Origin of the sequence: Paraburkholderia bengalensis (genome assembly GCF_037126505.1) — a bacterium.
In the GTDB taxonomy this organism is placed as follows: domain Bacteria; phylum Pseudomonadota; class Gammaproteobacteria; order Burkholderiales; family Burkholderiaceae; genus Paraburkholderia; species Paraburkholderia bengalensis.
Map to the genome: position 1 here is coordinate 1 of NZ_JACFYJ010000020.1, position 26,259 is coordinate 26,259.

The following is a 26,259-nucleotide window of genomic DNA, read 5'->3' on the forward strand; positions in this document are numbered from 1 at the left end:
GACGCAATTCTCCAAGCCTGGGAGAAAAACAAGGCACGCGGAAAAATCGTGGCGGGCGGCTCGACGATCACGCAGCAACTCGCGCGAAATCTCTTTTTGGCGGTGCAAAGCGGCCATTCGGATACGCCTTTAAATAGGCCTCGTAGTCGCTCGCGTAGTTGCTGTCCTTGATCGATTCCCAGAACGTCAGTTCATATTGCTCGTTGCTGTCCTTCGGCAGAATGCCGCGGCTGTCCATTGCGACGACGGTGTCGGGCGATGCATCGTCCTGCATCGAGGCCGAGACCATTCGAGAGCCTGAGAGCGCCGCTGTCGTCGTCAGCGACGATTGAACCCATGGCTGCTGGCCGCCGCGCGTTGCCTGCGCGACGCGTTGCGCGACATGCGCGAAGATCGAAGCGAGCGGTTCGTCGGGGGCGCGGCGCATGTCGCGCAGCCATGCATCCGTGAAGATGCCGTGCCGTGTGCCGTCGGCGGCAGTCGCGCCTTGCGACGCTGCAAAAGCGATTAGCGTATGCGCGGGCAATGGCATCGCGAGGGGCGTCCGCTCGAATGGTTGTGTCAGGCACGCATCGAGCACGACGAGATTCAGCGCATGCGCGCGTGGCGCGGAGAGCGTATCGAGCACGCGCGACACGTCGATGCTCTTTGTCACGAGTGTGGCGGGCGCGCTCGGGTCGGCATTCGCGGCGGCGAGCAACGCACTGCGTCCCGCCATCAGGCCGTGACCGGCGAAGTAGAACAGCGCAGTGCCGCCCGGCTGCAAACGGTGGCCGAAATTGGCTAGCGCCTGCTGCATCTGTTGTGCCGTCACGTTGGTGCGCAACACGACGTCGAAGCCTTGCGCGCGCAACATTTCAGCGACGCTGTGCGCATCACGCGCGGCATTCGGCAAGCGGTCGGTTACGTAATCGGCATTGCCGATCACGAGCGCGGTCTTGCGCTCGCGGGCTTCGACATCCGATGCCGCGGCAGCCGTGACGGCGGCGCGCAGCGCAGTGGCGTCGCTCGTGCCGCGCGGCTGCGGCCGAGCGTCGGCTCCTCGCATCTGGAGTGCCCCGATCATGCATACCAGCAGGAGTTTTCGCCACATTTTCAGATCCTGGTTGTTCTGGAAGTTCTACGCGGAACTTCGTCATCGGACGAACCGGCTCGAGCGGGACGGCCGCCTTCATATTGACCATCCTTACAGACGATAGTACGCGGATGGAACATCAGAAGGTTAACGAGCACGGCGTATCTTTTTCACAAGTTACGTCCTAAGCTAAAGCGGAAGCAAGCAGCACTGACCCTCAATGGGAGAATGCGCAATGCAAAGAACAATAAGCTTGGCGGCTCTGGGCGCGCTCTTTCTCGCATCGGCACAGGCGTTCGCGGGACCGACGCCTTCTCCGCCCGGCGCCGAGGAGTACATCATCTGGCCGGCGGACGGCACTGTGATTACGGGCGGCAAGCTCTGGGTGCGAATGGGTTTGCGCAACATGGGCGTGTGCCCTAAAGGCGTCAACGTGCCCAATACGGGCCACCACCATCTGTTGATCGATACGGACCTGCCGCCGATGGATCAGGAAATTCCATCGGACCGCCAGCACCTTCATTTTGGCGCAGGCGAAACGGATGCGCGCATCGAGTTGCCGCCCGGCAAGCACACGCTGCAACTGCTGCTCGGCGACTACAACCATGTGCCGCACAATCCGCCCGTCTATTCGAAGAAGATCACCATCATCGTGAAGTGAGCACGCGTCGCCACTGCGTCGCCGAACGGGCGCAGCGCGCGCAAGACGGAGAGCATCAGCCATGATCAGGATCGTTGCCGCTGCGGCGCTTGCCGCTCTCGCTTCAATGAATGTGGCGTTCGCAGGCCCGACGCCCGCGCCCAAAGATGCGTACGCGTATATCGGCTATCCGAACAACGGCCAGGTGGTACCCGCGAACAAGCCCTTTCGCGTGTGGTTCGGCTTGCGCTACATGGGCGTCGCACCCAAGGGCGTCAAGTATCCGAATACGGGCCACCATCATCTGCTGATCGACGCCGATCTTCCGCCGATGCCGATGGATCAGGAGATTCCGTCGGACCGCCAGCATCTGCATTTCGGCGCGGGCGAGACGGAAACGACAATAGAATTGCCACCCGGCAAGCACACGCTCCAACTGCTGATGGGCGACGAAAATCACATTCCGCACAATCCCCCCGTTTATTCGAAGAAGATCACGGTGATCGCCAAGTGAGCGAACGCGTGCGCCCAAATAATGCTCTTTCATACTGTCTTTTTCGATCCAACACGTTTGCGGGAAATGTTGGTTCGAGGGCGGCATTCGCAAGGGGGTGCGCCCCGCGTAAAGGCGCGACGCGCACAACGCGCGCATGACGTGCAACCCAATAGCAGCAAGATTTTGCAGGTTTTTCGAGGCGCTCGCGATGGTAGCTGGCACAGCCTATGCCTTCAGTGGGACAAAAGCAGACAAGATGCTCGAACCCAAACTCGAAGCCTTATATAGCGAATCTTCGCTGCCTCTCAGGAGAACTGTCATGAGCGCATTGATGATCAGAGACGTGCCCGTCGCCCAGCAATTCCACAGCCGCGACATGAAGGCCGCTCTCTAGCCTTCGCGTGTAATGCCGAGGCGCTTGCCTGCGCTCGCGCATTCCAGCGTCAAAAAGATCGAAAGCCCAATCGTCCTGTCCACACGACCGCCGCGCGTCACCGCACGAACTCCACGCCGAACGAAATCCGCCGACATCCATAGAGATGCCGCGCGGGACGTGCTTTACTTCAAAGGCGCGCTCTGCACGTGCAGTACTGCCGGGAAAGATCGGAGAATATCGTGTCTGCGTTGCCCGAATCGTACGTCGCCCGCTGCTTGCAGTCTGGTTCGTCTGCCGGCTGTCATCCGGATATCCGTCACGCGAATGTTCGTCACGCGAAGGTCCGCCACAGGCAGCGCGCAACGCGCACTGCCGTCGCGCGCTTCGCTGCGGCGCTAGCGTGCGCCGCTTTTCTGGCCGGTTGCGTCGATGTGCACCAGGACGCCTACAAGCGGCCCGACACGCCCGCCAAGGCGTCGTGGTCCGACAAGACGGGCACGCTCGTTTCTCCCGCCGACACCATCGTGCCCGACTGGTGGAAGGGCTTCCAGGACCCGTATCTCGACTCGCTGATTGCGAAAGCGATTGGCGGCAACTTCGACATCAAGGTGCTCGCCGCGCGCATCGACGTGGCGGGTGCGCAGATCGGTGAAGCGAAAGCGGGCGCCTTGCCGACGGCCGATCTCGGCGCCGGCGCGAACTTTCAGAAAGTCACCGGGCAGCCGCTTTTGAAACAGTACAACCTTGCCGCCCAGGTGAACTGGGACATCGATATCTGGGGCAAGGTCGAGAAAGGTGTGCAGGCGCAGAAGGCCGAATTCCGCGCGACGGAAGCCGACTGGCGCGCAGGTTATCTCGAACTCGTGTCGAACGTAGCGACGACGTATTTCCAGATTCTCCAGTTCGACGACCAGATCGACGCGCAGCAGAAGATGGTCGACGAAAACCGCAAGATCTACGAGATATTCGACGGCATGAGCCGCAGCGGCCTGATTCCAAAGACGCAGGTGATGCGGCAACAGGCCGAGGTCAATCGTCTAACGAAGGATCTGATCGATTTGCGTCGCGCGCGCAGCGTCGCGAACAACGCGCTATGCACGTTGATCGGCGTGCCCGCAGGCGAATTCACCGTGCCAGTCGGCCATCTGCAGCAGCGCGTGCAGTTGCCGCCCGTGCCGGGCGGACTGCCCGCGCAACTGCTGTCGCGCCGGCCGGATGTGGTCGCATCCGAATTGCGCGTGCTCGAAGCGTACAACCTGGTCGGCGAAGCGAAACTCGCGCAGCTGCCCACCATCAGCCTGACGGGGCACGGCGGCACCGCGAGCTTTGCGCTTTCGGACCTGCTGAAGTCGTTCACGTTCGGCATCATGCCCAGCATCAATATTCCGTTGCTCGATCCGGGTGTGCGGGCGCACGTCAAGACGACGGAAGCGCAAACAACGGTTGCCGAACAGCAGTATCGTCAAACGGTGATGGGCGCATTCGAGGAAGTCGAAAACGCGCTCGTCAATCTCGATGCGCACAAGCAGCAGCGCGTCGAATTGCAACAGGAAGTGCAGCGCCTTACCGTCGTCAACGAGCAGATGCAATCGCAATTGCGCGAAGGCGTCGTGTCGCAACTCGACGTGTTCGAAAACGACCGCTCGCTGCTTCAGGCTCAACTCGATCTGCTGACGAATCACCAGCAAATACTGTCCGACACGGTACTGCTTTACAAGGCGCTCGGCGGGGGCTGGCCGCCCGTCGACGTGCAGGCGCAAGTCAAGCAATGACAGGCATTAGCGCATTGCCGCCAAAACAGGTACTTGCCGAAAACGCTGGCACGGTTCTTAAAAAGCGACGTCGAGAACCGTTTGCCTTAAAGAACGAAATGCAACAGCCGTACCCAGAATTGACTAACATCATGCGTGACTTACAATTCCTGATTAGCCGCTCGATGCTCAGTACGGCGGATGCGTCGAATACGCTCTGGTCGCCGCGCCTGTCGAACGCTCTGTTCGTGTCCACGCTTAGTGATGCAAAGAGATGAATCCCGGCGAAGCTCCGATTGCTGAGATGCGGGCGGCTCTGGACAAGGAGTTCGATGTCCTGCTGCTGCCCGTGTCGCATCCGTCGCTCGGCCCCATCCGCATCGTCGACGATCTGTTCGCGATTGGCCGCAGCGAATTGCCGTTTGCCGACTATCCGCGCGATTTGGTCACGAAGCTTTCGCGGCGCCAGGCACGCATCTTTAGCGAGCACGGCGCGGTGTATGTGGCCGATCTGGACAGCAAGAACGGCACGACGGTCAACGGCATTGCGGTGCGGCAGGCGCCGTCGCGCGTGCGGGCAGGCGACGAGTTGTGCTTCGGCGGCGATCTGACCTATCGCGTCGCCATCGAGCCGCGCCCGTTCAGTTCGGCGTCGGCGCGCGGCGTGCAGCATCTGAGCGTCACGCTGGACCCGCAGCGCACCGATCTGGGACTGGAACCCATCGAACTCGCCGCATTTCCGTTTCTCGTCAGCAAAACGGATGATCTGTTCGCGCGCTATAAAGACCGCTATCCGCATCAGGTCAATTACATTTCGCGGCGTCACGCACACATTTTCCTGAAGAGCGGCGAACCGTGGGTCGAAGATCTCGGCAGCACGAACGGCACGTTCGTCAACGGCAAGCGTCTGGGCGAATCGGCTGTCGCGCTGCAAAACGGCGACGTGATCGGCTTCGGCGGCGATCACTTCGTCTATCGGGCGGTGCTGCAGAAGTCGTTCGAAATCGAGCCCACCATCACGCAGGCGATGCCGTCGCAAGCGGGGCTTGCCGCGAGCGCGTCCGCTGCGCCCGTCGCGTCGATGCCGATGGAAGATCCCGACAAGACGACCTTCGTCGGCGCCGCGCATTCGTTTCTCGACATCTTCTGCGTCGACCGCGCGTTGCAACGCGAAGACGAGGTCAATGAGGACTCGCCGCCGCTCACGCCCGATGACCCCACGGAAACGGAATCGCGCCGTCCACGCCGCCGCTGGCAACTGCTGATGCGCGAATTGACGCGCACGTTCGCGGGCGGCGATCGCACGACGATAAGGCGCATCGGCTGGGGCGCGCTCGGCGTGCTGGTCGTCGTCGGCGGAATCTCGGTTGCGCTGTACATGCGCGGCGCGGCGGAGCGCGAAGTGAAGAGCCTGCTCGCGGCGGGCCAATACGAACAGGCGGCCGACGCCGCCGTGTCGTCGATGCGGCGTCATCCCGCCAGCGACACGATCAGGAGCCTCGCCAGCGAAGCGCTGATAAAAGCGCGCGTGCCGGGCTGGCTTGCGGCGTTGCAGGCGAAGCAGTTCGATCGCGCGGCGGCGCTCGTCGAAGGCATGCGCACCAAGAGCCAGGGCAATCCCGATGCCATCGCGCTGATCGACCAGTTGAAGTGGGTGGGCGATCTGGAGCGCTTCGTCGTGGGACGCGGCGGACCCGATGCGCCGATCCGCATCTATCGAGACGAAGGCCCCATCGACGATCTGCTCAAGCGCTGGAACGACGACGCGAAGGGACATCAACGGATACTCGACCGCATCGCGTCGTACGTGCCCGAATTCACGGAGCCATACGCGCTTGCCATGAGCCAGCTTCGCCGCCTGCAGAGCGACGATACGCTATATCTCGCGGCAATCGACCGGCTCAACGCGTCGATCGCGACGGAACTCGGACGCGACAAGCCGGACGCGCTGCCTGCCGTGCTCGACGATTACGCGCAACGTTATCCGCGTCTCGCGGGGCTCGACACGGTGCGTGACGATTTGCGCCGATACACGGCGATCTTCAACGAAATGACGGCGCGTCATCTGACCGCGCTGCTCGCGCTGATCAAGCAGGCGAACTTCAAGACGCCGCCGTTTCAAACGCAGTACAAGGCGTTGAGCGCGAGCCGCTTGCCGTCGGCGGATGTGATCGCGAAGCACGATGCCGTGAGCGCCGCGTGGCAAAGCGGCGACAGCCAGCAGGCGCTGGCCGGTTTGCAGGCGATGCCGGCGGGCGCGTGGTCCGATGTGATGGCCGATGAACTCTCGCACAAGAAGGCATTGCTCGGTCAGTACGCCGACCTGCAGAAGAGCCGGGGATCGGCCGATCGCGACGACAAGCTGCTCGCGTTCTATGCGCGGCTCGATCCCGTCGAAGACGCCTACTACGTGCGTGCCGTGCAAAGCGATGTCAACGCGTTGCGCGACCGCGCGCTGGGCCGCGCACAAGATCTGATCGATCGCGCACAAGGCTTGTGGCGGCAGTATCGCGCGAACGGGTCGATTGGCGGCACGCAGCGGCTCGAATCGGGCATCTCGGAGGGTTTTCGCAATCAGGCGCGGTTGTTATCGGGCGCCAATACGTCGGTGCAACAGGGCATGCGCATCTACACGCAACTGAAGGCGCCGCATCCCGAGGGCTCGGATCAGTTGCAGCAGGACATCGAAGCGGAAACGCAGTTGCAGCGCCGCTCGCTGCAGGAATTGCGCATGGTGCTCGAGGCGGGCTTGCTGAAGTCGAAGCTCGCGCTGATTGGAGGCAGTGACGAAAGTGAAGCGCGACAATCACCCTAAGCCGCTCTACGAAGCGCTGGAAGATCACAGCGCCGAGGGCGTCGCGATCCTCACGGCCGAACCCTTGCGCATGGCGCAAGCGCTCGTGCTGACGATGGTCGCGCTCGTCGTCGCGGGCCTGTTGTGGTCGTTCATCGGCCGCGCGGACGTGATCGTCACGGCGCAAGGCACGCTTGCGCCGGAATCGGACGTGCGGCGCATTTATGCGCCCATCGACGGCGAACTGACGGATCTGTATATCGCGGAAGGGCAGCCCGTGTCCAAAGGCGATGTACTCGCGCGGATCAATGCGCGCGGCGCGATCGAAGCGGCCACCAACGCGTTGCAGGCGCAATTGAAACTCGAAGATGCCGAACGCGAGTGGAAAGAGTTCCCGCAAAAGAAAGAACTGATGGAACGCAAGGCTGCGGCACTCAAGGATCAGCTCGAAGTCGAAGAGCGTCAGCACGAAAACCGCATTTCGGAAGGCACGACCAAGCTCGCCGAAGGTCAGAAGGCGCAGCTCGAAGAAGCGCGCAGCACGCTCGACAATGCGCGCCGCGCGCGCGACGCGGCCCGCCAGGAAGCGGACAAGTATGCGCGGCTTTTTGCGCAGCCCGGCGGCGGCGGCGTTGCGGAACTGCAGGTGGAGGCCAAGCGCAACACGTCTCTCGAAGCGGAAAACGCGTACCGTGTCGCGCAATCGCGGCTTGCAGAACTGGACTTCAAGCTGAGTCACGAATATGCGGAAGCGAATGCGCAACTGGAAACCAGCGGCCAGCAGGCCACGAGCCTGCAGTTGCAGTACGACGACCTGATCCGCGACATCACCAGCACGGAAGAGAAGCTGCGCCTGCAATTGCAGACGGCGCGCCTCGTGGCCGATGCTGCCGCGCGCATCCGTTTCGAGAACATCGACAAGGACAATTTCCTGCTGATACTCGCGCCCACGTCAGGCGTCATCACCGACGTCACGTCGACGCAAACGGGCGACAAGATTCAGGCAAACGCGCCGCTTGGCGGCATTGCGCCGAAAGACGCACGCCCGGTGCTGAAGATCGAGATCGCCGAGCGCGACCGCGCGTTCCTGCACGAAGGCATGCCCGTCAAGCTGAAGTTCAACGCGTTTCCGTATCAGCGCTATGGGCTGATCAACGGCACGCTTGCCTATATATCGCCGGCCACGAAACCGTCGGCGACGGACAAGCAGCCGGTGTACGAGGGGCGCGTGCAGCTCGACAAGAATTACTACCAGGTGGCGGAAAACCGCTACCCGTTGCGTTACGGCATGACGGCCAGCGCCGAGATCGTCGTGCGCGAGCGCAGGCTGATCGATCTGGGGCTGGACCCGTTCAGACAGCTTGCCGGATAGTTTAGACAGCGCTTGAAGACAGAACCTTAGCCGAGAGTAAAACCGCCAGCCCGCCTGTTCGTTCGGGCCACCACTTGAGGAGCGGACGAGATGACCGCGATCGTACGAATCGATGATGAAGTCGTGGATGTCGGCGAATTCATACGTCTACTGAAACTCACGGGCCAGTTCGAAAGCCTGATCGAGCAGATGGTGCGCGACAAGCTGGCTGTGCACGCCGCAAAGAAAGCGGGCGTGACGGTGAGCGCCGACGAAATACAAGAGCGCGCCGACCAGTTCCGGCGCGTGCGTGGTCTGCACCGCGCGGCCGACATGAACCAGTACCTCGATACGCTGAAAGTGAGCCTCGACGAGTTCGAGGCGTTCATCACGGACGGCCTGTATCAGGAAAAGATGCTCGACAAGGTCGGGAACGAAGACGCCATCGAAGAGTACTTTTCGATGAATTCGCCGAAATTCGATGCGATCGAGATCAGCCATATCCTGCTCGACGACGAAGGCAAGGCAAAGGAAATGATTTCCTATCTGCACGATGATCCCGACGCATTCGCGGAAATGGCGCGCGAGCATTCGATTGCCGATACGAAAGATGCGGGCGGTGTGATCGGCAAGGTACTGCGCGGTTCATTGAAGCCCGACATCGAGGCAAAGATCTTCAATGCGGCCGTCGGCGATCTGCTTGGGCCATTCGCTTCGCCAGACCGTTCCTGCTTCGAGATTTTCGCCGTGACGGCGAAATATCCGGCGCAGCTCGATGCGGACGTGGCGTCGGAGATCAAACGTCTGTTGCGCGAAGACTGGCTGATGACGCGCGCGCAGGAACACATCATCGAAGCGCTCTGACTGACGCGCGCAGCTGCCGGGGACCGCAAGCATCATGGATGCACCGCAAACCACGCCTTCCATTGCCGATTTTCTGTCGACGGTCGAGATCCTGTCGCCGTTCACGCGCGAAGAACTCGAACGTCTGGTGGAGCATGTGCAGTCGCGTTTCTATTCGTTCGGCGAAACGGTGTGCAACGCGGGCGATGCCGCCGACGGCCTCTATGTGATCAAGTCCGGCTCGGTGCGCATCTTCACCGACGAGCACGGCAAAGAGATCAGCATGGGTGTGCGCAAGACGGGTGAAGTCTTTGCCGACATCGCCATGTTGCGCGCTTATGCGCACGAGTCGTCGGTACGTTCGTCGGGCAAGACGGAACTGCTGTTCATTCCGCGCAGCGCGATCGAGCCGATCATCGCGGGCAATCAGGCGGCGCTGGCGTTCGTCGCGAGCTACGTCGCCATCAATTCGGCGGGCGGTTTCGTCGCGCAGCTATTCGATCTGCGCGGCAAGCTCAACAAGCAGGAACTCGAAGAATACGTGCGCAGCGTCGGTGTCAAGAAAGTCACGGCGGGCAAGGAGATTCTCAAGCAGGACGGTCGCGATGACCGGCGGCTATACGTCGTGCGGCAGGGCGAAGTGCGTATCGTGCGCAACGAGGACGGCCGCGACTACACGCTCGCGACGCTGCGCGAAGGCGAAATCTTCGGCGAAAAGGCGTGCCTGATGCGCCAGGAGCAGGCGGCCTCGGCCATTGCCACCACGGATACGCGCCTGCTCGTCATCCCCGAGCGCACGGTGCATTTCATCCTCGAGCGCAACCCGAAACTGCGCGAAGTACTCGACGAGCGCATCAAGTACAACGACCGCGAGCTGGACCGTCAAAAGCGCATCGAGCAGCGGCGCAAGATGCCGCTCAGACTGGACCTGCATACGAAGCCCGAACTCGGCGAACGGGTGATCCGGCGCTTCGGGCTGATCGAGCAGGCGGAGGAAATGGATTGCGGTGCCGCGTGTCTCGCGATGATCTGCAAGCACTACGGCATTCCGATGACGCTCGGCAAGCTGCGCGAACTGGCAAACGTGACGACGCAGGGCGCGACGCTCGACAGCCTTGCGCGTGCCGGGGAATCGCTCGGCTTCACGACGCGCGGCGTGCAGTGCACATTCGATTCGCTGCGAGGCTTCGATCTGCCGTTCATCGTGCACTGGGAGGGCTACCACTACATCATCGTGTATGGCGTCTCGAAGGATCACGTCTGGCTCGCGGACCCGGCCCTGGGTTTTCGCAAGCTGAGCGTCGAAGACTTCGAGCGCGGCTGGAGCGGCACGTGCCTGCTGTTCGCGCCGGGGCCGAACCTCGTTCAGCTATCGGCGTCGCGCTCGCCGTGGCTGCGCTTCGTCGGTTACCTGACCCCGTACAAGAAGATTCTCATGTACCTGTTTCTCGCGACCTTCGTGATTCAGGTGCTGGGCGTGATTCCGCCGCTGATCATCCAGAACATACTGGACGGTGTGATCGTGCATCAGAACATCAGCCTGCTGCATCTGCTGATACTCGGTCTGATCATTTCGAATGTGTTCTCGCAGTTGATGTCGATGATTCGCGCGTACCTGTCGAACTTCATGGTCCGCAACATGGACTTCGCGATGATGTCGCAGTTCTTCAAGCACACGATGTCGCTGCCGTTCTCGTTCTTCGCGAAGCGCAAGACGGGCGACATCTTCGCGCGCTTCCAGGAGAACCAGACGATACGCGCTTTTCTCACCGAGTCGACGGTCACGACCGCGCTCAATCTGCTGATGGTGTTCATCTACTTCGCGATCATGTTCTTCTACAACGCGAAGATGACGTTCGTGCTGATCGCGTTCGTCATACCCATCATGGCGCTCACGATGATCGCCACGCCGAAGATCAAGAACTACGCGCGCGAGACCTTCTCCGCCGCGACGGATTCGAAATCCTTCCTGATGGAAGCGTTGTCGGGCGTCGAAACGGTGAAAGGCATGGGAATCGAACGGCCCGTACGCCTGCGCTGGGAAAAGAAGTACGCGAAGGCGCTTGAAGTGCAATACCGGGCGCACGCGTTCAACATTCTGATCGGTTTCATCAGTCAGTTGCTGAATGCCGCAACGACGATTGCGATACTGTGGGTCGGCGCGAATCTCGTGCTGGCGCGCGAAATGACGATCGGTCAATTGATCGCATTCAACGCGTTCATGGGAAGCGTACTAACGCCGTTGATGGGGCTCGTCGGACTGTGGAGCATGCTCAACGATGCTGGCGTCGCAATGGAACGCCTTGGGGACGTGCTCGATATCGAGCCCGAACAGAAACCCGAAGATCTGCCCTCGCGCGTGATGCTGCCCGATCTGCAAGGCGACATCAGTCTGAACGGCGTGTACTTCCGCTATGGAGAGAACGACAGCACGTACGTGCTGGAGAACATCACCTTCGACATCAAGCCGGGCGAACTGGTCGCGATCGTCGGACGCAGCGGCTCGGGCAAGACTACGCTCGCCAAGCTGCTGGTGGGCTTCTACACACCGAGCGATGGCAAGATGAGCGTCGACGGATACGACATGAACGTCGTCGACAAGGCCTTTTATCGCGCGCAGATCGGCTACGTGATGCAGAGCAATCTGCTGTTTTCAGGCACGATCGCCGAGAACATCGCGAGCGGCGACGATACGCCGGATCGCCGGCGCATCGAGGAAGTCGCAAAGATGGCCGACGCGCATGCGTTCATTGCGAAGCTGCCGCTCGGCTATGAACAGATCGTGGGTGAGAGGGGCGTCGGCCTGTCGGGCGGGCAAATCCAGCGGCTGTGCATTGCGCGCGCGCTGTATCACGATCCTCGCCTGCTCGTGTTCGACGAAGCGACCTCCGCGCTCGACACGCAATCCGAAAGCAATATCCTCAGCAATATGCACGACATTCTCAAGGGACGCACGGCCGTCATCATCGCGCACCGGCTCAGTACGATCATGCGCGCCGACAAGATTCTCGTGCTCTATGAAGGCGCTATCGTCGAGCAGGGGCGTCATGAAGAACTGGTCAACCGGAAGGGCATGTACTACCAGCTCGTCCAGAAACAGCTGAGCGCATGATGAAAATACTCGACCAGCAACCTGAAGAAAGCGGTTCCGCCATTTCATATGCGGGTTTGATCGAGAAGATCGAGATCCTGCGCTCGACGCTGCGCTGGTCATCGCGGCTCGAGCGCGCGGACATCGAAAAGCTCCTGAGACAGGCGAGCACGTTACGCGACGAAGTGATGCAGATGTCGCACAAGGAGCGCTTCGTGCAGGCGGCCGTCGTCGAGCCGTTGCGCGGCGACCAGTCGCGCGGCGCGCGGCGCCAGGCGCTGCTTGCGCGCAGCTTCATATTCGAAGGCACGTTCGGCGATAACCCGAAGCTGCTGGAAGCGCTGGAAATCGCGGAAAAAGCGGCGCCGACCGATCTGCCCGTGCTGATCGACGGTGAGAGCGGAACGGGCAAGGAACTGATGGCGAAGGTCATCCACGCGAACGGCAGCCGCTCGGACAAACCGTTCATTTCCGTGAACTGCGGCGCGATACCCGACAACCTGCTCGAATCCGAATTGTTCGGTCATCGGAAGGGGGCATTTACCGGCGCGACGAACGACCGCAAAGGCAAATTCGAAAGCGCGCATACGGGCACGATCTTTCTGGACGAAATTGGCGAATTGCCTTTGACGGGGCAGGTGAAACTGCTGCGCGTGCTGGAAGCGCATGAGATACAACGCGTGGGTTCGGACGAGCCGATCGGTGTCGATACGCGGATCGTCGCAGCGACTAATCGCAATCTGCGCAAACTGAGCGAAGAGGGTACGTTCCGCGAAGATCTGTTCTATCGGCTCAGCGTCATTCACGTGACACTGCCGCCGTTGCGCGAGCGGCGCGATGAAATTCCGCTGTTGATCCAGTACTTCGGCGACGAGGCGGCGGGCGCGCTCAAGCGACGTCCCGTCAGAATAACGCCTAAATTAAGGGACTTTCTGCTGACTTATGCCTACCCGGGCAATATCCGCGAGCTGCGCAACCTGATGTACCGCATTTCGTGTCTTGCCGGCGATATCGCCGATGTGGACCATTTGCCGCCCGACATGCGGCCTACGTCGCCCGTGGCGACATCGATACTCGGCGTCGCGAACACTGCCGCGAACGGCACCGCGAGCGTGACCAATCTGCTATCGCTGAGCGATGCCAAGCGCGCGGCTAGCGACGAAGCCGAAAAGGCTTTTTTACAACGCGGCTTGCAGGAAGTGGGCGGCACGGTGGCGGAACTGGCGCGGCGCGTCGACATGAACCGCTCGCACCTGCAGATGCTGTTGAAGAAGCACGGCCTGCATTCGAAGGACTTTCGCCGTCAGCACGCTCAGGCGAACGCGCGCAAGGACGACGCGGAATCGAACGACGAAACCGACGTGCTGTGAGCGTCTGAAGAATGGCGCGATTCAGGGCGCGGGGTTCAGCAGCGTCTTGTCGGAAGCCTGCGGGTCTTCCGCCTGCACCACGACGGCGGTGATGTTGTCGCGCCCGCCGCGCGCGAGCGCGATCTCCACGAGTTCATTAGGCGCGCGCAGGCAATCCACGCTTGCAAGCGTCTGCTGGATTTCGTCGTACGTCACTTCGTTCGAGAGCCCGTCGCTGCATAGCAGAAACACATCGCCGTCCGCGACTTCGATGGCGTCTTCGTCGAGATCGAGATGATCGGTTGCGCCGACTGCGCGCGTGATGATGTTGTGGGCGGGATGATTGCGCGCCTCTTCTTCCGTCAGATAACCGGACTGACGCAGTTCTTCTACCTGGCTGTGGTCGCGCGTCAACTGGCGCAACTGCCCTTGCCGCAGCAGATAGATGCGGCTGTCCCCTGCCCACAGATAAGCACAGAAGCGGTCGCACGCGATCAGCACGACGACCGTCGTGCCGATCCGCTGCACTTGCCGGCGGCTCGCTTCCTCGCGCAACTGGCGGTTTGCGTCCTGTAGCTTCGCGCGCGCCTGAGCGATGCATTGCTTGAGGCCCGCTGCGTCCGGCAATTGCCCGAGCGCCTCGATCACCAGCTGGCTCGCGAGATCGCCGACGTCATGGCCGCCCATGCCGTCGGCGACGGCCCAGAGACCGCGTTGCGGCTGATCGAGACAGGTGTCTTCGTTGATTTCGCGCACGCACCCCTTGTCGGAGCGCGCCGCCGAAGCCCACCGGAAATGGCTGACACAGATCACGGCATCTAAGCCCCGTTTGCGCTGACAGCGGTCGGTGCGACGGTGATGTTCGCGTTGTTGCCCGTGTTGCGAACGTCGACGGTCTGGAACTGGTTGATCATCTGACCAGCATAGAAGTTGTTTGTGACGTCGTACAGGTTCACAACGGGTCCGACGCTCGGCGTCGTCTCACGCACGAACGGCGTGATCCAGCCGAATACCCAGGGCGCGCCGCCGCCGCCGCTGATAGCGGCCAGCGCTTTGCGATCGAGTGCGAGGTTGTGCGAGAGGTCGCTAATGGTGATGGATGCCATGACGTGTCTCCGAGTCGGCCTTGGCTGCAAGGCCATAGGAATCAAAAGGAAGTTGGGTCTAATGGCGCAAGGGTCATGCCAATTCGCGTCGCGAGCGTGCGGCTTCCCCGCCGCGCGTTGCTGGGCGTGGGCTTGCGCTGGCGCCCCATACGCGCGCAGCGCGCGCGCGTGCTTCAGGACGTTGGCGATGGCCCAACAACGCCGGGCGGCAAGAGGTGGGGCAGCCAACACATCGCGCAGCGCCGCGCGCGAATCCGGCGGTCCCAGAAGTGATCGCGCGCAGGCAACACAACGCTTCGAAATTCTGTTGGGACGGTCCGCACACAAGTGTTGCGCGAAGCGCCTGAAATAGCAGGAATGGCTAGATAAATCAACGGTTTGGGTAGCCTGGTCCGGATGATGCAAAAGAGTCCGCAACAGTGTTGGACCTTTGCATCGGATACCGGACAAAGCCATGAACCGCAACCTTCAACAAGCAAGTGAACAAGGCGCAAACCGCGCGGCCGCCTATGCATCCGCTGACGTCGCGCTCGACGGATCCGACGAACCCGCCATCGGCGCCCACCTGATCACGCAACGCCGCGGCTACGAACATCATGGCATCTATGTTGGTGGCGGCAAGGTCATCCACTACGCAGGTTTCGCGAAGTCCGCGCATCGCGGTCCCGTCGAAGAAGTCACGCTTGGCGCTTTCGCAAACGGTCACACCGTCGCCGTCCGTCCGCATCCGTTCCCGAAGTTCTCCGGTGAAGAAACCGTGCTGCGCGCCCGCTCGCGCCTCGGCGAAAACCACTATCGCCTGCTGACCAACAACTGCGAGCACTTCTGCGCATGGTGCCTGCTCGGCGAAAGCCGCAGCGAACAAGTTCATGCATGCCTCACGCATCCGCGCACGGGCGTGCATGCGCTGCTGTGCCTCGCCAGCGCTTTTGTCGCCAACCGGATGAATTTTGGCCGTGCCGTTGTTAACGCAGTATGAGCAGCCGCATCAGCAGCCGGATGTGACGTTCGTATCGATCAAGCAGCAAAGGAGACCACCATGAGCCCGACCGGAAAGACACTGCACTGGGCCGTCGACAAATGGCTCGCGCCGACGCCGGCGATGCCCGCGCGCGTCGTGCGTTTCTGCCGCACGCGGATGCGCCGCCGCTGCGTGTGCATCGAGGCCGCGCATCCGGGCGGACTGCTGTCGATCTTCTTCTTCCGTCACGACGACGGCTCATGGAATGTGTTTCCGCCCGCCGAAGCGCGGCCGGCGATGGCTGCATGGAGGATGGCGCGATGAAAGACAGGGACAACCCGGCATACGACGCGCGCGGTGCGCGCATCGTGCGGCTAGCGCTGTGCGGCGCGCAGTCTATCCGCCAGGCTGGCAGAAACGTCGGCCCGGCACGTGCGACATCACGGCCTCGGCAATCTGACGCGGCGTGCTCTCGGCAGGCACGACGCGCCGGAAGGATTCAACGTCGTGCCTGAAGGTCCACTCGACCAGCCGGTACGAGCGGCCCCACGGATGCTGGATCGGCGGCGAGACGGTGCAACTGCGGATCGCCAGTGTCTGCGCGTTGCCGTGCAACGCGCGCAAATGTTCGAACACCGTGTCTTCAACCATCGTTTGTCTTCCTGTAGAGGCGTGCGGGCGATGCGACGGTGATTGCGCCACCCCCGGCGAATAAAAAAAATGCCGCCGATGCTCAGGCGGCTCAACAGGGGATGTTGAGCCGCATATTCACAGGGAAGAATTAAACGAGCCTTAAGAACGATCAACGGCGCTGGCCCCAGCGTTCGCCGACGCGACAAGCGTTTCGCTGGAGCCAGCGCGTCAGTGCTGCTCGCCGTAGCCGTCCGTGAGCGTGTGCAGAAACGCGACGATGTCGCGCATGTCCTGGTCGGTCATCGCCGGTGTGTCGCCGAACTTGCGGTCGAACGGCGCATCCTTTACATCGACGTTGGCGCGATAGGCGGCGGGAATGTCGTCGTACTTGTCGGGCTTGCCGTCAGCGCCGCGCGGATAGAAGCGCGCGGGAGCGGTGTTGCGCGCGTTGTAGAACGCCATCACGTCGTCGAGATTGCTATAGACGCCGTTGTGGAAGAACGCGTGGCGCGTCGCCGTGTTGCGCAGTGTCGGCGTGAGGAACATGCCGCAGTATTGCGTCTGATCCTTCAGATCCGTGCGGAAAGGCCCGCAGATGCCCATGTCGAAGAAGCGCGGGTCGCGGTTCTGCGCGAGCTTCGCATTGCGCGGCACGCCGAGCGCTTCGTACTGGAAGTCGGTGAACATCGGCGGCAGACCGTCGCGCGTCGGCTTCGACAGATGGCAGCCCGCGCAGTTGGCCTTGTCGGGATCATTGAACAGATGCAGCCCGCGCAGTTCCGCCTGCGTGAGACGCGCCTTGCCTTCGAGCCAGTAGTCGTACTTGCTGGTGTACGGATGGAACGACGGATCTTCGATCTGATAGCGCGCGACGGCGAACATCGCCTCGGCGACGGCGAGCCGCTCGTCCTTGAAAATGTTCGCGCCGAACAGCTGCGCAAAGGTCTTGCTGTAGGGCGTGTTCTGCAGCTTGCGCAGCACGTCGGCTTCGTCCTTGTTGGCCATTTCGACGGGATTGAGCATCGGGCCGGACGCCTGCTGCTGCAAGGTATCCACGCGGCCGTCCCAAAAGAGACCGCCTTGCGGCACCATCTCCTGCGCGGCGGGCGCGGCGCCCGCTGTTTTTTGCGCGCGCTGCGTGCCCGCGGCCTGGGTCGCGAGCTGCGTCAGGTTGGCGGGATTGTCGTCGTTCTCCGCGCTGTCGGGACCGATGCTGAAGTTGGGCTGCCGGTACAGATACATCAGCGAAGGCGGTGGACGATAGCCCTGCAGCGTCAGGTTTGCGCCGCCGAGTTGCACGGCCAGATCGTTCGGCGGACCGTATGCGTGCGCGGGGCTGTGGCATGTCGCGCACGACTGCTTGCCGGACGCCGACAGGGACGTGTCGAAAAAAATCTGCTTGCCGAGCAGCGCGACGGCCGACAGCGGTGCGGCGACCGGGCGCTGCAGCACGACGGGATGCGCGTTCGCGCCCGTCAGGTTCGCGACCCATTCGCCGACTGCGCCCGGCAGGTATTGCGGGTTTGCCCACGCGAATGCGCCCGCGCCGAGCGCCGCGACGGCGACAGCCGCCGCGTACAGCGCGAGCGCGCGGAGCGGCGAGGGTGTCGGCGCGTCGTTTGGCGCGTCGTTGCGTGCATCGTTCGGCGCGCGATTCGGTGTGACGGGCGTGGGATTGAGCGGCGACGTGGAAAGCTCGGTCATGATCGAGGGCAGGGCAGTGACAGGTTCGAAACGGGGGCGCCGCGACGACGGCAGGTGCAAGTGCGCATACACGCTCAGATAAAAACGCAGATCCAAGCGCAGATCCAAGCGCAAGCGCCGCGTTGCGCCGGTTTCCCGTTCGCCACGCGGCGATGCCGCTTACGCCTGCATGCTCGCGTCAGGCATGCATCAGATGGTCGGCACCGAGCTCACCTGCGTGCCGAGCGTCTGATCGAGGAACAGCTGCGGGAGCTTGCCGCCGTTCGACGAGAAGTCGAACATCGACATGATGCTGCCTGAGGTCGCGTCGAACGATCCGCCGCCCAGGCGCTGTCCGGCGAGCCAGTTGTCTTCGATGAAGCGCACCACGGAGGCCTGATCGACGAACGTGTGATCGACGAAGTTCGCCTTCGCCCACGGCGAGATCACGAGGAACGGAATGCGCGTGCCGGGACCGCAGCGGCCGTTCACGGCGCCGCCGCTCACGCCCGCCGGTTGCGTGCCCGTGCCGCACACGCCGGAGCCGTTCAGCTGGTCGGCCTGCGCGTCGAACGATGCATGCACGGGCGCCATGTACTGGTGGTCGTACCAGCCGTCCGAGTCGTCATACGTGACGATCACGGCCGTCGAGTTCCAGTCGGGCTGCTGCTGCAGGAAGTTCACGACCTTCACGACGAACTGCTGTTCGTCGAGCGGGTCCGAGTAGCCTGCGTGCGCGTCTTGCGCGGCGGGCGCCTTCAGGAAGTTCACCGACGGATAGTTGCCCGACTTCACAGCGGCAAAGAAGTCGTCGGTGTCGTACTGGTGATTGGCGGGCTCGGCCGTCTTGCCGTCCGTCTGCGTGCTGAAGCCGATGGCGGCCGTCGAACTCGGGCGCGTGTGTTGCGGGTTCGCCGTCGACGCGTAGTACTGGAACCAGTTGTGGTGCGGAATGTAGTCGGCCGTCGCGGCGCCCACGGCGGTCGCGACCGTGCTGCGCTGGCAACCCGTCGTGCCGTTCGGATTCGTCGTGGCCAGGTTGAAGCCGCCCATGAAGCCGCCCCACGTGATGCCCTTCGCGTTGAGCAGGTCGCCGATGTTCTTGCCCGACATCAGCACCTGATCGGTCTTGCTCGAGCACACGTCGTTGCCGGGATCGACGTCGTTGATCATCGTGATGCCGCCCTGGCCGTCGTTGATGAAAAACGAGCTTTTCGCGAGCGTCGACACGCTGGCCGTCGTCTTCAGGATCTGCACGCCGTTCGTCTGGCCCGAGACGACTTCGAGCGCGCCGGGCGTCGAAGGACCGTACGTCGAGGTCCACGCGTTGTCGCTCATCGCGAACTTCTGTGCGTAGTTCCACAGGCCCGTCACGGTGTTGCCGTCGAAGTACCCCATCACCTGGCCCGTCGTGAAGAACGCGCCCGTGCCGCCGCTCGAAGCCTTGCCCGTGAACTTCGGGAACAGGTCGAGCAGGCCGTTGTTGCCCGCCTGCTGCTCCGCCGTGTAGGCGTGGTTCTGGTCGGCCGTGGCCGCCTGCGCGCGGTCGAGGCGGAACGGGTTGGATGCGCCCGCGCCGTTCCCCGTATTCAGGTTCGGGTTGTTGGTCTTCAGCGCATCCGTGAGGACGTTCGCCGCCGGCGTGTTGCCTGCCGCCGTGAACGCAGGCTCGCCAGCGGGATTCGTCGCGTTCGGGTACGTGCCGAAGTAGTGATCGAACGAAACGTTCTCGCCGTAGATCACGACGAGATGCTTGATGGGTGTAGCGGTCTGCAAGGAATTCTGCGCGCTCTGGTGGTCGTGGCTGTCGCTGCCACAGGCGAACAGCGACAGCGCCAATCCGGCGCATGGAACGGCTATCAAGGCTCGGCGAAACATAATGACGTAGCTCCCGGGGGATGATTTGTTCGTTGTTTCGGGGCGGTCGTGTCGTGTGCGCGCCTGGTCGACGCGGCGACGATCCGCTTCGTGATGCATGCCGCAAATCGGCGTATGCCGACGCGACCGCATTGAACCATCGCCCTGTGAACTTATGGAGTCGTGCAGCTTTCGCCGCTGTTATCCGTGGATAGCAGCATGAAAGGCCGTATTGCTGAAGTTGTCAGGCAGGCGCGGTTTCCGTCGAGGCGACTGGCGCGGACCTGGCGCCGCGCGTCCTGACGCGGGAAAAGTTACTGCGCGGGCGCGTTGGAAGGCCGAGTGGAAGAGGCGGCGGGCGATACCGTTCGCAGCGATTCGACGCGCACGGCGGGCAGTTGCACGCCATGCATGTCGGCGCGCGTGACGACGCCATGCACTTTCACCTGCTGGTTTTGAAGCGAGAGCGCCTGCTCGCGCGTGAGCCCTTCGAGTTCGAACACGCCGCGCGCATCGTAGACGACGGCGTGGATGAACGGTTCGTTGCCGCGCAGCGCGAAGCGTCCCGACAGGTCGATGCCATCGCCGGGTTGCAGTGTCGCGGCGCAGGCGGCCTGAATCAGCGCGAGCGCGCACAACGCGGCGCATCGCGTGGTGATTCGCGTAGTGATCCGCGTGGTGATTCGCGGGGTGATCCGATCAGACATCGCGAGCATCGACGTGCGTGGGAGAGGTGGCCGATGCACGCATTAGAGCACGCATCGACGGTTATCAATCGACGATGACCGACAGCGTCGTGCCGACGGGCACGCGCACGGTTTCGCTGTACGTGCCGCTTACGCGCCCGCGCACGACGGGGAACGCGCCGAGTGGGGCGAGCTGCGCGGGCACCGAGTTCGGCAGCGCGCGCGTCAGGCCTCTGTAGAGCGACGTCGGATCGATTGCGGGCAGCGCAAAGCCGCCCTCGTTGCGCGCCGGAAACGTATAGCCCGCGACATTCGACGACAACGGCACCAGCCCGCCCGACGCCGCCGCGAAATCGCGCAGCAGGGACGGCACGGTGGCGCCCGGGCGCGCATTGGCGATGACGTCGTTGAGGATATCGAGGGAATCCGTGTGGTTGCGGCTGCCCAGCAGCGACTGATAGAACGACAGCCCGAACTGCCGGTCCAGATAGCCGCCGAACGAACCGTCCACGGCATAGCTTTCGCAGTCCGCGCCATATGGCGTCCACGTCGTCAGGCCGCAGTTGTAGCTGCCGTGTCCCGCGTACGTCAGGTACGTGACGAAGCGCGCGTCGCGGATCGCGTTGTAGCCGGGCACGATGGTGCCGCTCGCCCAGTCCTCCATCATCATCGCCGTCATTTCCTCGAGCCACGGTTCGAACGCGTATTGCGCGCCCATCAGCACCGAGCGTCGATAGAAGTTCTGCATGTGCATGCTCTCGTGCGCCATCGTCGTGAGCATCTGGTTCATGCCGTACGTGCCGCCCAGATACAGCGTTTCCGAGTCGAGATACAGCGACACCGATTCGTTGCTGGTCGCAAGCAGCCCCGAGCTTCGCCTGAAGTTATTGAGCGACCAGAAGTAGCCGAGCAGGCCAAACGCCTGGCCGTTGTTGTCGAAGTTCAACACGACGAGATCGATGGGCTGATGCGTGCCGTCGATCAGGCTCGCCTGGTTGTTCGGGCCATACAGCGGGCCGCCCACGCGCACCAGCATGTCGTAGATGCCGCCCGCCTGCGCGTACTGCGTGATCAGCGAGTTGACGATCTGCGGCGAGATTCTCGAGGCGCCGATTTCCGTCGATTCGACCCACAGGTTGACGACGGTGCCATCGGACGTGTTGGCTGTCTGCTCGAGGGTCGTCGTGCGTTGCGTGCCGTCCGTGTAGTAGAAGCCGCGCGTGTCGCCGACATGCCACGTCGGGCCCGCTGTGCCGCCACTGCCGCCGCTGGTCGCGAAGCGTGCGGTGGCCGTGACCGGGTTCGTCGCATAGGCCGTCCAGCCGCGATAGTTGAAGTCGCGGATCGCGGCGCGCGTGGCACTCTCGCCGCTGGACGAAACGGGCGTCGCGGCCGCCTGCGACTGCGCGCGCAGGATCGACGACGACATGCTCGCGGACAGCGCGATGGGCGGCATGGATTGCGCGCTCGCGCTCTCGTTGGTGAAGACGAGCGTCACGTTTTGCCCCGACAGGCCGCTGATGCTGACGGGCACGTCGATGGCCGCTGCGTTCGGATTGATCGCCTGCCAGACACCCGTGCCCGTGCCGGCGTAGGTCGAATCGCCCGTGGCGGAGCAGGACTGGCAGGCGGCGTGCAGCTTGCCATCGGCGGCGACGCCCGACGGGTTGTTCGAGGCGGGCGTGCCTTTCGCGGTGTTGGCGGCGGGCGAACTGCCGCCGCCTCCGCCGCCGCACGCGGCGAGCGCGGCGAGCGCAGCGGCGAAGGCAAGCGTCGTCAGGCGTGCGGCTATTGGTTTGATGCGCGGGTGGCCCATCGCGGGCGTCCTTTCCGGCGTGGCCGGTCGATACGGCGCGGTCGTCGGGCGACCGGGCCGAAGTGTCAGTGGGGATGTGCGCGTGGCGGACTCGCGGGCGTCGACGCACGAGGCGAACTGACTTCGGAGCGCTGGAGCAACAGGTGAGGCGCGAACCTCAGCCGGAATATCGGCGGCTCGGGGCGCGACTTGAGTTGCGCAAGGGCGCGTGACCGGCGGGCGCGTGACGAAAACGCCGGTCGCGAAGGCGTTGCACTTGACGATTCTTTACGCAGCGCCGGGCGCCTGCCCACAGAATGAGCGTCCCGTTCACGCCGTGCGCTGCTGCGCATCGTTCAGTTCTTCATTCGCCGTCATGCCGCCGATTCATGTCAGCCTCGTCGCCGCCTTCGTCGACTTTCTTCGCCATGCCGCCGATGCGCAATCACGCGGCGACACGCGTGCACGTGCACTGTGGCTCGAAGCGGCGGCGCATCTGCATGCCGCCGATAGCGCGTCGGTCGATGCGCTGACGGTCGAACTGATCGGGCGGCAGCACGCCGCTCTGGCTGTCTCGCTCGCGCAAGCCGTCGCGCGGCTGGAACCGCGCAGCGCGGCGGCGAGCGTGCGGCTCGGCTACGCGCTGCAGATGGCGGGTCGCGATCGCGATGCGCTTGCGCCGTATCGCCGCGCGCTCGCGCTCGATCCCGCGTTTGCGCAGTTGCGCAAGAACCTGGCGATCGCGCTGAATCGCACGGGCGGCGACGTCGGCGAAGAGCGGCAACTGCTCGAAGCGGCCGTCGCGGCGGACCCGTCGGACATCGGCTTGTGGCTGAACCTGATGAGCGCGCGTCGCGCGTGTTTCGATCTCGACGGAGCACTCGCGGCGGCGCGGCGCGCCGTCGAACTCGATGCGTCGAGCGCGCTCGCGCACGGCAATCTCGCGCAGGCGCTCAAGGAGGCGCAATGCTGGGACGAGGCGCAGACGCATGCGTCGAAAGCGTGCGAGCTCGCGCCCGGCAACGCGTCGTTGCGCACGGCGCTCGGCGTGCTGCACCTGTTGCGCGGCGACTATGTGGCGGGCTGGCGCGCGCACGAAGCGCGCTGGGATGATCCCGCGAGCATGCTGACGAGCGGCCGGCCGGCGCTCGGCAAGCCGCAATGGCGCGGCGAGCCGCTCGCGGGCAAGACGCTGCTCGTGTGGGGCGAGCAGGGCATGGGTGACGTGCTGCAGTTTTGCCGCTTCATTCCGTTGCTCGCGCAGCGCGTGCATCGCGCGGGCGGACGCATCGTGTGGAACTCGTTTGCGCAGATGGGCGCGCTGTTGCCGCGCAGTTTCGGCGCGCACATCGATGCGTATTCGTCCGCGCACGAGGTCGACGCATTGCCGCCGTTCGATTACGAACTGCCGCTGGTGAGCGCGCCGCTGATGCTCGGCACGCAGGTCGGGACGATTCCTTCGGCGGTGCCTTATCTGCATGCCGGTCCGGCCGCGCGCGGGGCATGGCGTGCGCGGCTCGCCAGCGAACGGCGCCTGAAAGTCGGGCTCGCGTGGACGGGCAGCCTGAACCACGGGCGCAACCGCTTCCGGCGCGTCGGCTGGGAGCGTTATGCGCAGGCGTTTCGCGATATCGACGGTGTGGCGTTCTATTCGCTGCAGCCGGGCGCGCAGGACGATGTGGATGCGGCCCGCGCCGCCGGGCTGCCGATGGCCGATTTCACGCGCGAATGGCGCAGCTTCGACGATACGGCAGCATTCGTCGGCGAACTTGATCTGGTGATCAGCGTCTGTACGTCGGCGGCGCACCTGGCGGGCGCGCTCGGCCAGCGCGTGTGGGTGCTGCTCGACGTGAATCCGTATTGGACGTGGATGACGCAGCGAAGCGACAGCCCGTGGTATCCGACGGCGACGCTCTATCGGCAGCGCCAGTTCGCGCAGTGGCAGCCCGTGATGGACGACGTCGCGCGCGATCTGCGCGAACTGGCGGCAAGCCGCATGCGCCCGGCCTGACTTCAGACTTCGGGTGCGGTGGCGGCCCCGGACGCGGGCTCTGCCACGGGCGCATCGGGCGGCACGCCGAGCAATTGCAGCGAGCCGCCCGTCACCGCGCTGAACACGGGGCCCGCGACCGTGCCGCCATAAAACGCGCGGCCCGCCGGATCATCGATCATCACGGCGACGATCAGGCGGGGATCGCTCATCGGCGCCATGCCGACGAACAGCGACCGGTAGCGGTTCTTCGCGTAGCTCGCGCCGACCTGCTTGCGCGCCGTGCCCGTCTTGCCGCCCACGCGGTAGCCGTCGACGTTGGCGGCGCGCCCCGTGCCGCCCGTGCCCGTCGCCATTTCGAGCATCGAGCGGATCGCGGCCGCCGTGGCGGGCGTCGTCACGCGCGGGTCCGCCGATGCGGCGCGCGCCGGGTCACGCAGCAAGGTCGCGGGGTGCAGCGTGCCGTCGCCCGCGTACGCCGTGTACACCTGCGCGATCTGCAGCAGCGACGCCGACAGCCCGTAGCCGTACGCCATCGTCGCCTGCTCGATGGGACGCCAGCGCGCGAACGGGCGCACGCGTCCCGCCGCGACGCCCGGAAACGTCAGCGCGGGCGCGCGGCCCAGTCCGTATTCCTGATACTTGTTCCAGATGGTTTCGGCGGGCAGGTTCAGCGCGAGCTTCGCGAGCGCAATATTGCTCGACTTCTGCAGGGCTTCTGCGATCGTCATGCGTCCGTGGTTCGACGTGTCGTGGATCACGTTCGGGCCGATCTTGTACCAGCCGGGCGCCGTGTCGATCATCGTGCCGGGCCGGACGAGCCCCTGATCGAGCGACAGCGCGAGCACCAGCGGCTTGATCGTCGAGCCGGGCTCGAACGTGTCGACCACGGCGCGGTTGCGCAACTGGCGGCCCGTCAGACGCGAGCGGTCGTTCGGGTCGAAGCTCGGATAGTTCGCGAGCGCGAGAATCTCGCCGTTGCGCGCGTCGAGCACGACGACGCTGCCCGCCTGCGCGCTGTGCTTCGCGACGGCCGCCTTCAGCTGCGCATAGGCGAGCGCCTGGATGCGGCGATCGACGGTCAGATGGACGGTCGCGCCATGCTGTGCCGGCGTGAGCGGGCGCGTATCCGACACCACGCGGCCGAGCCGGTCGCGAATCACCTCGCGCTCGCCAGGTTCACCCGTCAGCAGTTCGTTCGCGGCCAGCTCGATGCCTTCCTGGCCGTTGTCTTCGATGTCGGTGAAGCCGACCACGTGCGCCGCCGATTCGCCCTCGGGATAGAAGCGCTTCGAGTCGGCGATGCGTGTGATGCCCGCCAGCCTGAGCTCGTCGATGCTCGCAGCCGTTTGCGCGTCGACCTGGCGCTTGAGCAGCACGAAGCTTTTGTCGCCCGACACGCGGCGCGCGAGGTCGGCGAGCGGCATGTCGAGCAGCTTGGCAAGCGGCCGGTACGCCGTTTCGTCGAGCAGTTTCGGCGACGCCCAGATTTCATAGGTCGCAAGGCTCACGGCCAGCAGCGCGCCGTTGCGATCGACGATGCGCCCGCGCGTCGCGTCCAGCTCGATGGTGCGCTGATAGCGCTTTTGCCCCTGTTCGACGTAGAAGTCCTGGTTGACGACCTGTACCCAGAAAGCGCGGCCGACGAGCGAAGCGAAGGCCGCGGACAGGAGGATCACGATCAGCTTCGAGCGCCACATCGGCAGGCGCGCAACGAGCACGGGATTCTTCGCGACGGGCGCGTACGGATCACGGTTTTTGTTGTGGATCATGAAAGCGAAG

21 protein-coding genes and 1 pseudogene are annotated in these 26,259 nt (G+C 63.6%); 13 read left to right on the forward strand and 9 right to left on the reverse strand.

Translation table 11 applies throughout. The features are described 5' to 3' along the window. Positions 1 to 117 (forward strand): annotated as a pseudogene (locus H3V53_RS43630) (transglycosylase domain-containing protein); the annotation flags it as partial. On the opposite strand, the gene H3V53_RS14460 reads toward H3V53_RS43630, so the two are convergent. After that, a complete protein-coding gene (locus tag H3V53_RS14460) occupies positions 68 to 1,093 on the reverse strand; it encodes a caspase family protein (protein ID WP_419539498.1) in 1,026 nt (341 codons plus the stop codon). The pseudogene H3V53_RS43630 and the gene H3V53_RS14460 sit on opposite strands and share 50 nt — an antisense overlap. A 217-nt stretch (positions 1,094 to 1,310) precedes the next feature. Between H3V53_RS14460 and H3V53_RS14465 the strand changes: the two genes are divergently transcribed. The 9 genes from H3V53_RS14465 (at position 1,311) to H3V53_RS14505 (ending at position 13,787) form a co-directional block, all read left to right on the forward strand. Continuing rightward, positions 1,311 to 1,736: a DUF4399 domain-containing protein gene (locus H3V53_RS14465; protein WP_054920558.1), complete on the forward strand. Its 426-nt coding sequence runs from the start codon at positions 1,311 to 1,313 to the stop codon at positions 1,734 to 1,736. A gap of 61 nt (positions 1,737 to 1,797) precedes the next feature. Beyond that, on the forward strand, positions 1,798 to 2,229 hold the full coding sequence (locus H3V53_RS14470; protein ID WP_054920559.1) for a DUF4399 domain-containing protein: 432 nt from the start codon (positions 1,798 to 1,800) through the stop codon (positions 2,227 to 2,229). Positions 2,230 to 2,898: 669 nt separating this feature from the next. Beyond that, positions 2,899 to 4,359 carry an efflux transporter outer membrane subunit gene (locus H3V53_RS14475; protein WP_336598575.1) on the forward strand — a complete coding sequence of 487 codons (1,461 nt, stop codon included), beginning with the start codon at positions 2,899 to 2,901 and terminating at the stop codon, positions 4,357 to 4,359. Then, positions 4,356 to 4,616 carry a hypothetical protein gene (locus H3V53_RS14480; protein ID WP_336598506.1) on the forward strand — a complete coding sequence of 87 codons (261 nt, stop codon included), beginning with the start codon at positions 4,356 to 4,358 and terminating at the stop codon, positions 4,614 to 4,616. The genes H3V53_RS14475 and H3V53_RS14480 overlap by 4 nt, the downstream gene beginning before the upstream one ends. Next, on the forward strand, positions 4,613 to 7,153 hold the full coding sequence (locus H3V53_RS14485; protein ID WP_336598507.1) for an FHA domain-containing protein: 2,541 nt from the start codon (positions 4,613 to 4,615) through the stop codon (positions 7,151 to 7,153). Before H3V53_RS14480 ends, H3V53_RS14485 begins: the two co-directional genes overlap by 4 nt. Further along, positions 7,131 to 8,504 carry a beta-barrel domain-containing protein gene (locus H3V53_RS14490; protein ID WP_336598576.1) on the forward strand — a complete coding sequence of 458 codons (1,374 nt, stop codon included), beginning with the start codon at positions 7,131 to 7,133 and terminating at the stop codon, positions 8,502 to 8,504. The genes H3V53_RS14485 and H3V53_RS14490 overlap by 23 nt, the downstream gene beginning before the upstream one ends. 90 nt (positions 8,505 to 8,594) lie before the next feature. After that, positions 8,595 to 9,347: a peptidylprolyl isomerase gene (locus tag H3V53_RS14495; RefSeq protein ID WP_054920564.1), complete on the forward strand. Its 753-nt coding sequence runs from the start codon at positions 8,595 to 8,597 to the stop codon at positions 9,345 to 9,347. 34 nt (positions 9,348 to 9,381) lie between these two features. Then, positions 9,382 to 12,438 carry an ABC transporter transmembrane domain-containing protein gene (locus H3V53_RS14500; protein WP_054920566.1) on the forward strand — a complete coding sequence of 1,019 codons (3,057 nt, stop codon included), beginning with the start codon at positions 9,382 to 9,384 and terminating at the stop codon, positions 12,436 to 12,438. Then, positions 12,435 to 13,787: a sigma-54 interaction domain-containing protein gene (locus H3V53_RS14505; RefSeq protein ID WP_336598508.1), complete on the forward strand. Its 1,353-nt coding sequence runs from the start codon at positions 12,435 to 12,437 to the stop codon at positions 13,785 to 13,787. Before H3V53_RS14500 ends, H3V53_RS14505 begins: the two co-directional genes overlap by 4 nt. Positions 13,788 to 13,808: 21 nt before the next feature. On the opposite strand, the gene H3V53_RS14510 is transcribed toward H3V53_RS14505, so the two are convergent. Together H3V53_RS14510 and H3V53_RS14515 are read right to left on the reverse strand one after the other, a co-directional pair. Beyond that, complete coding sequence (locus H3V53_RS14510) at positions 13,809 to 14,579, reverse strand: PP2C family protein-serine/threonine phosphatase (protein ID WP_336598509.1); 771 nt, start codon at positions 14,577 to 14,579, stop codon at positions 13,809 to 13,811. A gap of 5 nt (positions 14,580 to 14,584) precedes the next feature. Further along, on the reverse strand, positions 14,585 to 14,872 hold the full coding sequence (locus H3V53_RS14515; protein ID WP_054927054.1) for a hypothetical protein: 288 nt from the start codon (positions 14,870 to 14,872) through the stop codon (positions 14,585 to 14,587). A gap of 454 nt (positions 14,873 to 15,326) precedes the next feature. Here H3V53_RS14515 and H3V53_RS14520 point away from each other — a divergent pair, with 454 nt between their 5' ends. Continuing rightward, positions 15,327 to 15,851, forward strand: a complete 525-nt coding sequence (locus H3V53_RS14520) for a lecithin retinol acyltransferase family protein (RefSeq protein WP_054927053.1) — start codon at positions 15,327 to 15,329, stop codon at positions 15,849 to 15,851. A gap of 60 nt (positions 15,852 to 15,911) precedes the next feature. Then, the gene (locus H3V53_RS14525; protein WP_054927052.1) at positions 15,912 to 16,157 is read left to right on the forward strand and encodes a hypothetical protein; all 246 of its coding nucleotides are present in this window, start codon (positions 15,912 to 15,914) and stop codon (positions 16,155 to 16,157) included. 72 nt (positions 16,158 to 16,229) lie between these two features. Here the strand turns inward: H3V53_RS14525 and H3V53_RS14530 are convergent, their stop codons facing one another. The 5 genes from H3V53_RS14530 to H3V53_RS14550 form a co-directional block, all read right to left on the reverse strand. After that, entirely contained in the window at positions 16,230 to 16,484 is a 255-nt protein-coding gene (locus tag H3V53_RS14530; protein ID WP_054927051.1) for a DUF2866 domain-containing protein, read from the reverse strand. A gap of 210 nt (positions 16,485 to 16,694) precedes the next feature. Next, the gene (locus H3V53_RS14535) at positions 16,695 to 18,170 is read right to left on the reverse strand and encodes a cytochrome-c peroxidase (protein WP_336598577.1); all 1,476 of its coding nucleotides are present in this window, start codon (positions 18,168 to 18,170) and stop codon (positions 16,695 to 16,697) included. A gap of 189 nt (positions 18,171 to 18,359) precedes the next feature. Then, the gene (locus H3V53_RS14540; RefSeq protein ID WP_336598510.1) at positions 18,360 to 20,027 is read right to left on the reverse strand and encodes a phospholipase C; all 1,668 of its coding nucleotides are present in this window, start codon (positions 20,025 to 20,027) and stop codon (positions 18,360 to 18,362) included. Between the two features lie 293 nt (positions 20,028 to 20,320). Further along, positions 20,321 to 20,713, reverse strand: coding sequence for a hypothetical protein (locus H3V53_RS14545; protein WP_336598511.1), 393 nt, complete (start codon positions 20,711 to 20,713; stop codon positions 20,321 to 20,323). A 64-nt stretch (positions 20,714 to 20,777) separates the two neighbouring features. Beyond that, positions 20,778 to 22,508 (reverse strand): M30 family zinc metallopeptidase, encoded by a 1,731-nt coding sequence (locus H3V53_RS14550; protein ID WP_336598512.1) that lies wholly within the window; start codon positions 22,506 to 22,508, stop codon positions 20,778 to 20,780. A 355-nt stretch (positions 22,509 to 22,863) separates the two neighbouring features. Between H3V53_RS14550 and H3V53_RS14555 the strand changes: the two genes are divergently transcribed. Then, positions 22,864 to 24,498 (forward strand): hypothetical protein, encoded by a 1,635-nt coding sequence (locus tag H3V53_RS14555; protein ID WP_336598578.1) that lies wholly within the window; start codon positions 22,864 to 22,866, stop codon positions 24,496 to 24,498. 2 nt (positions 24,499 to 24,500) lie between these two features. Here H3V53_RS14555 and H3V53_RS14560 read toward each other — a convergent pair whose 3' ends face one another. Further along, a complete protein-coding gene (locus H3V53_RS14560) occupies positions 24,501 to 26,249 on the reverse strand; it encodes a peptidoglycan D,D-transpeptidase FtsI family protein (RefSeq protein ID WP_336598513.1) in 1,749 nt (582 codons plus the stop codon). Positions 26,250 to 26,259: the final 10 nt, after the last annotated feature.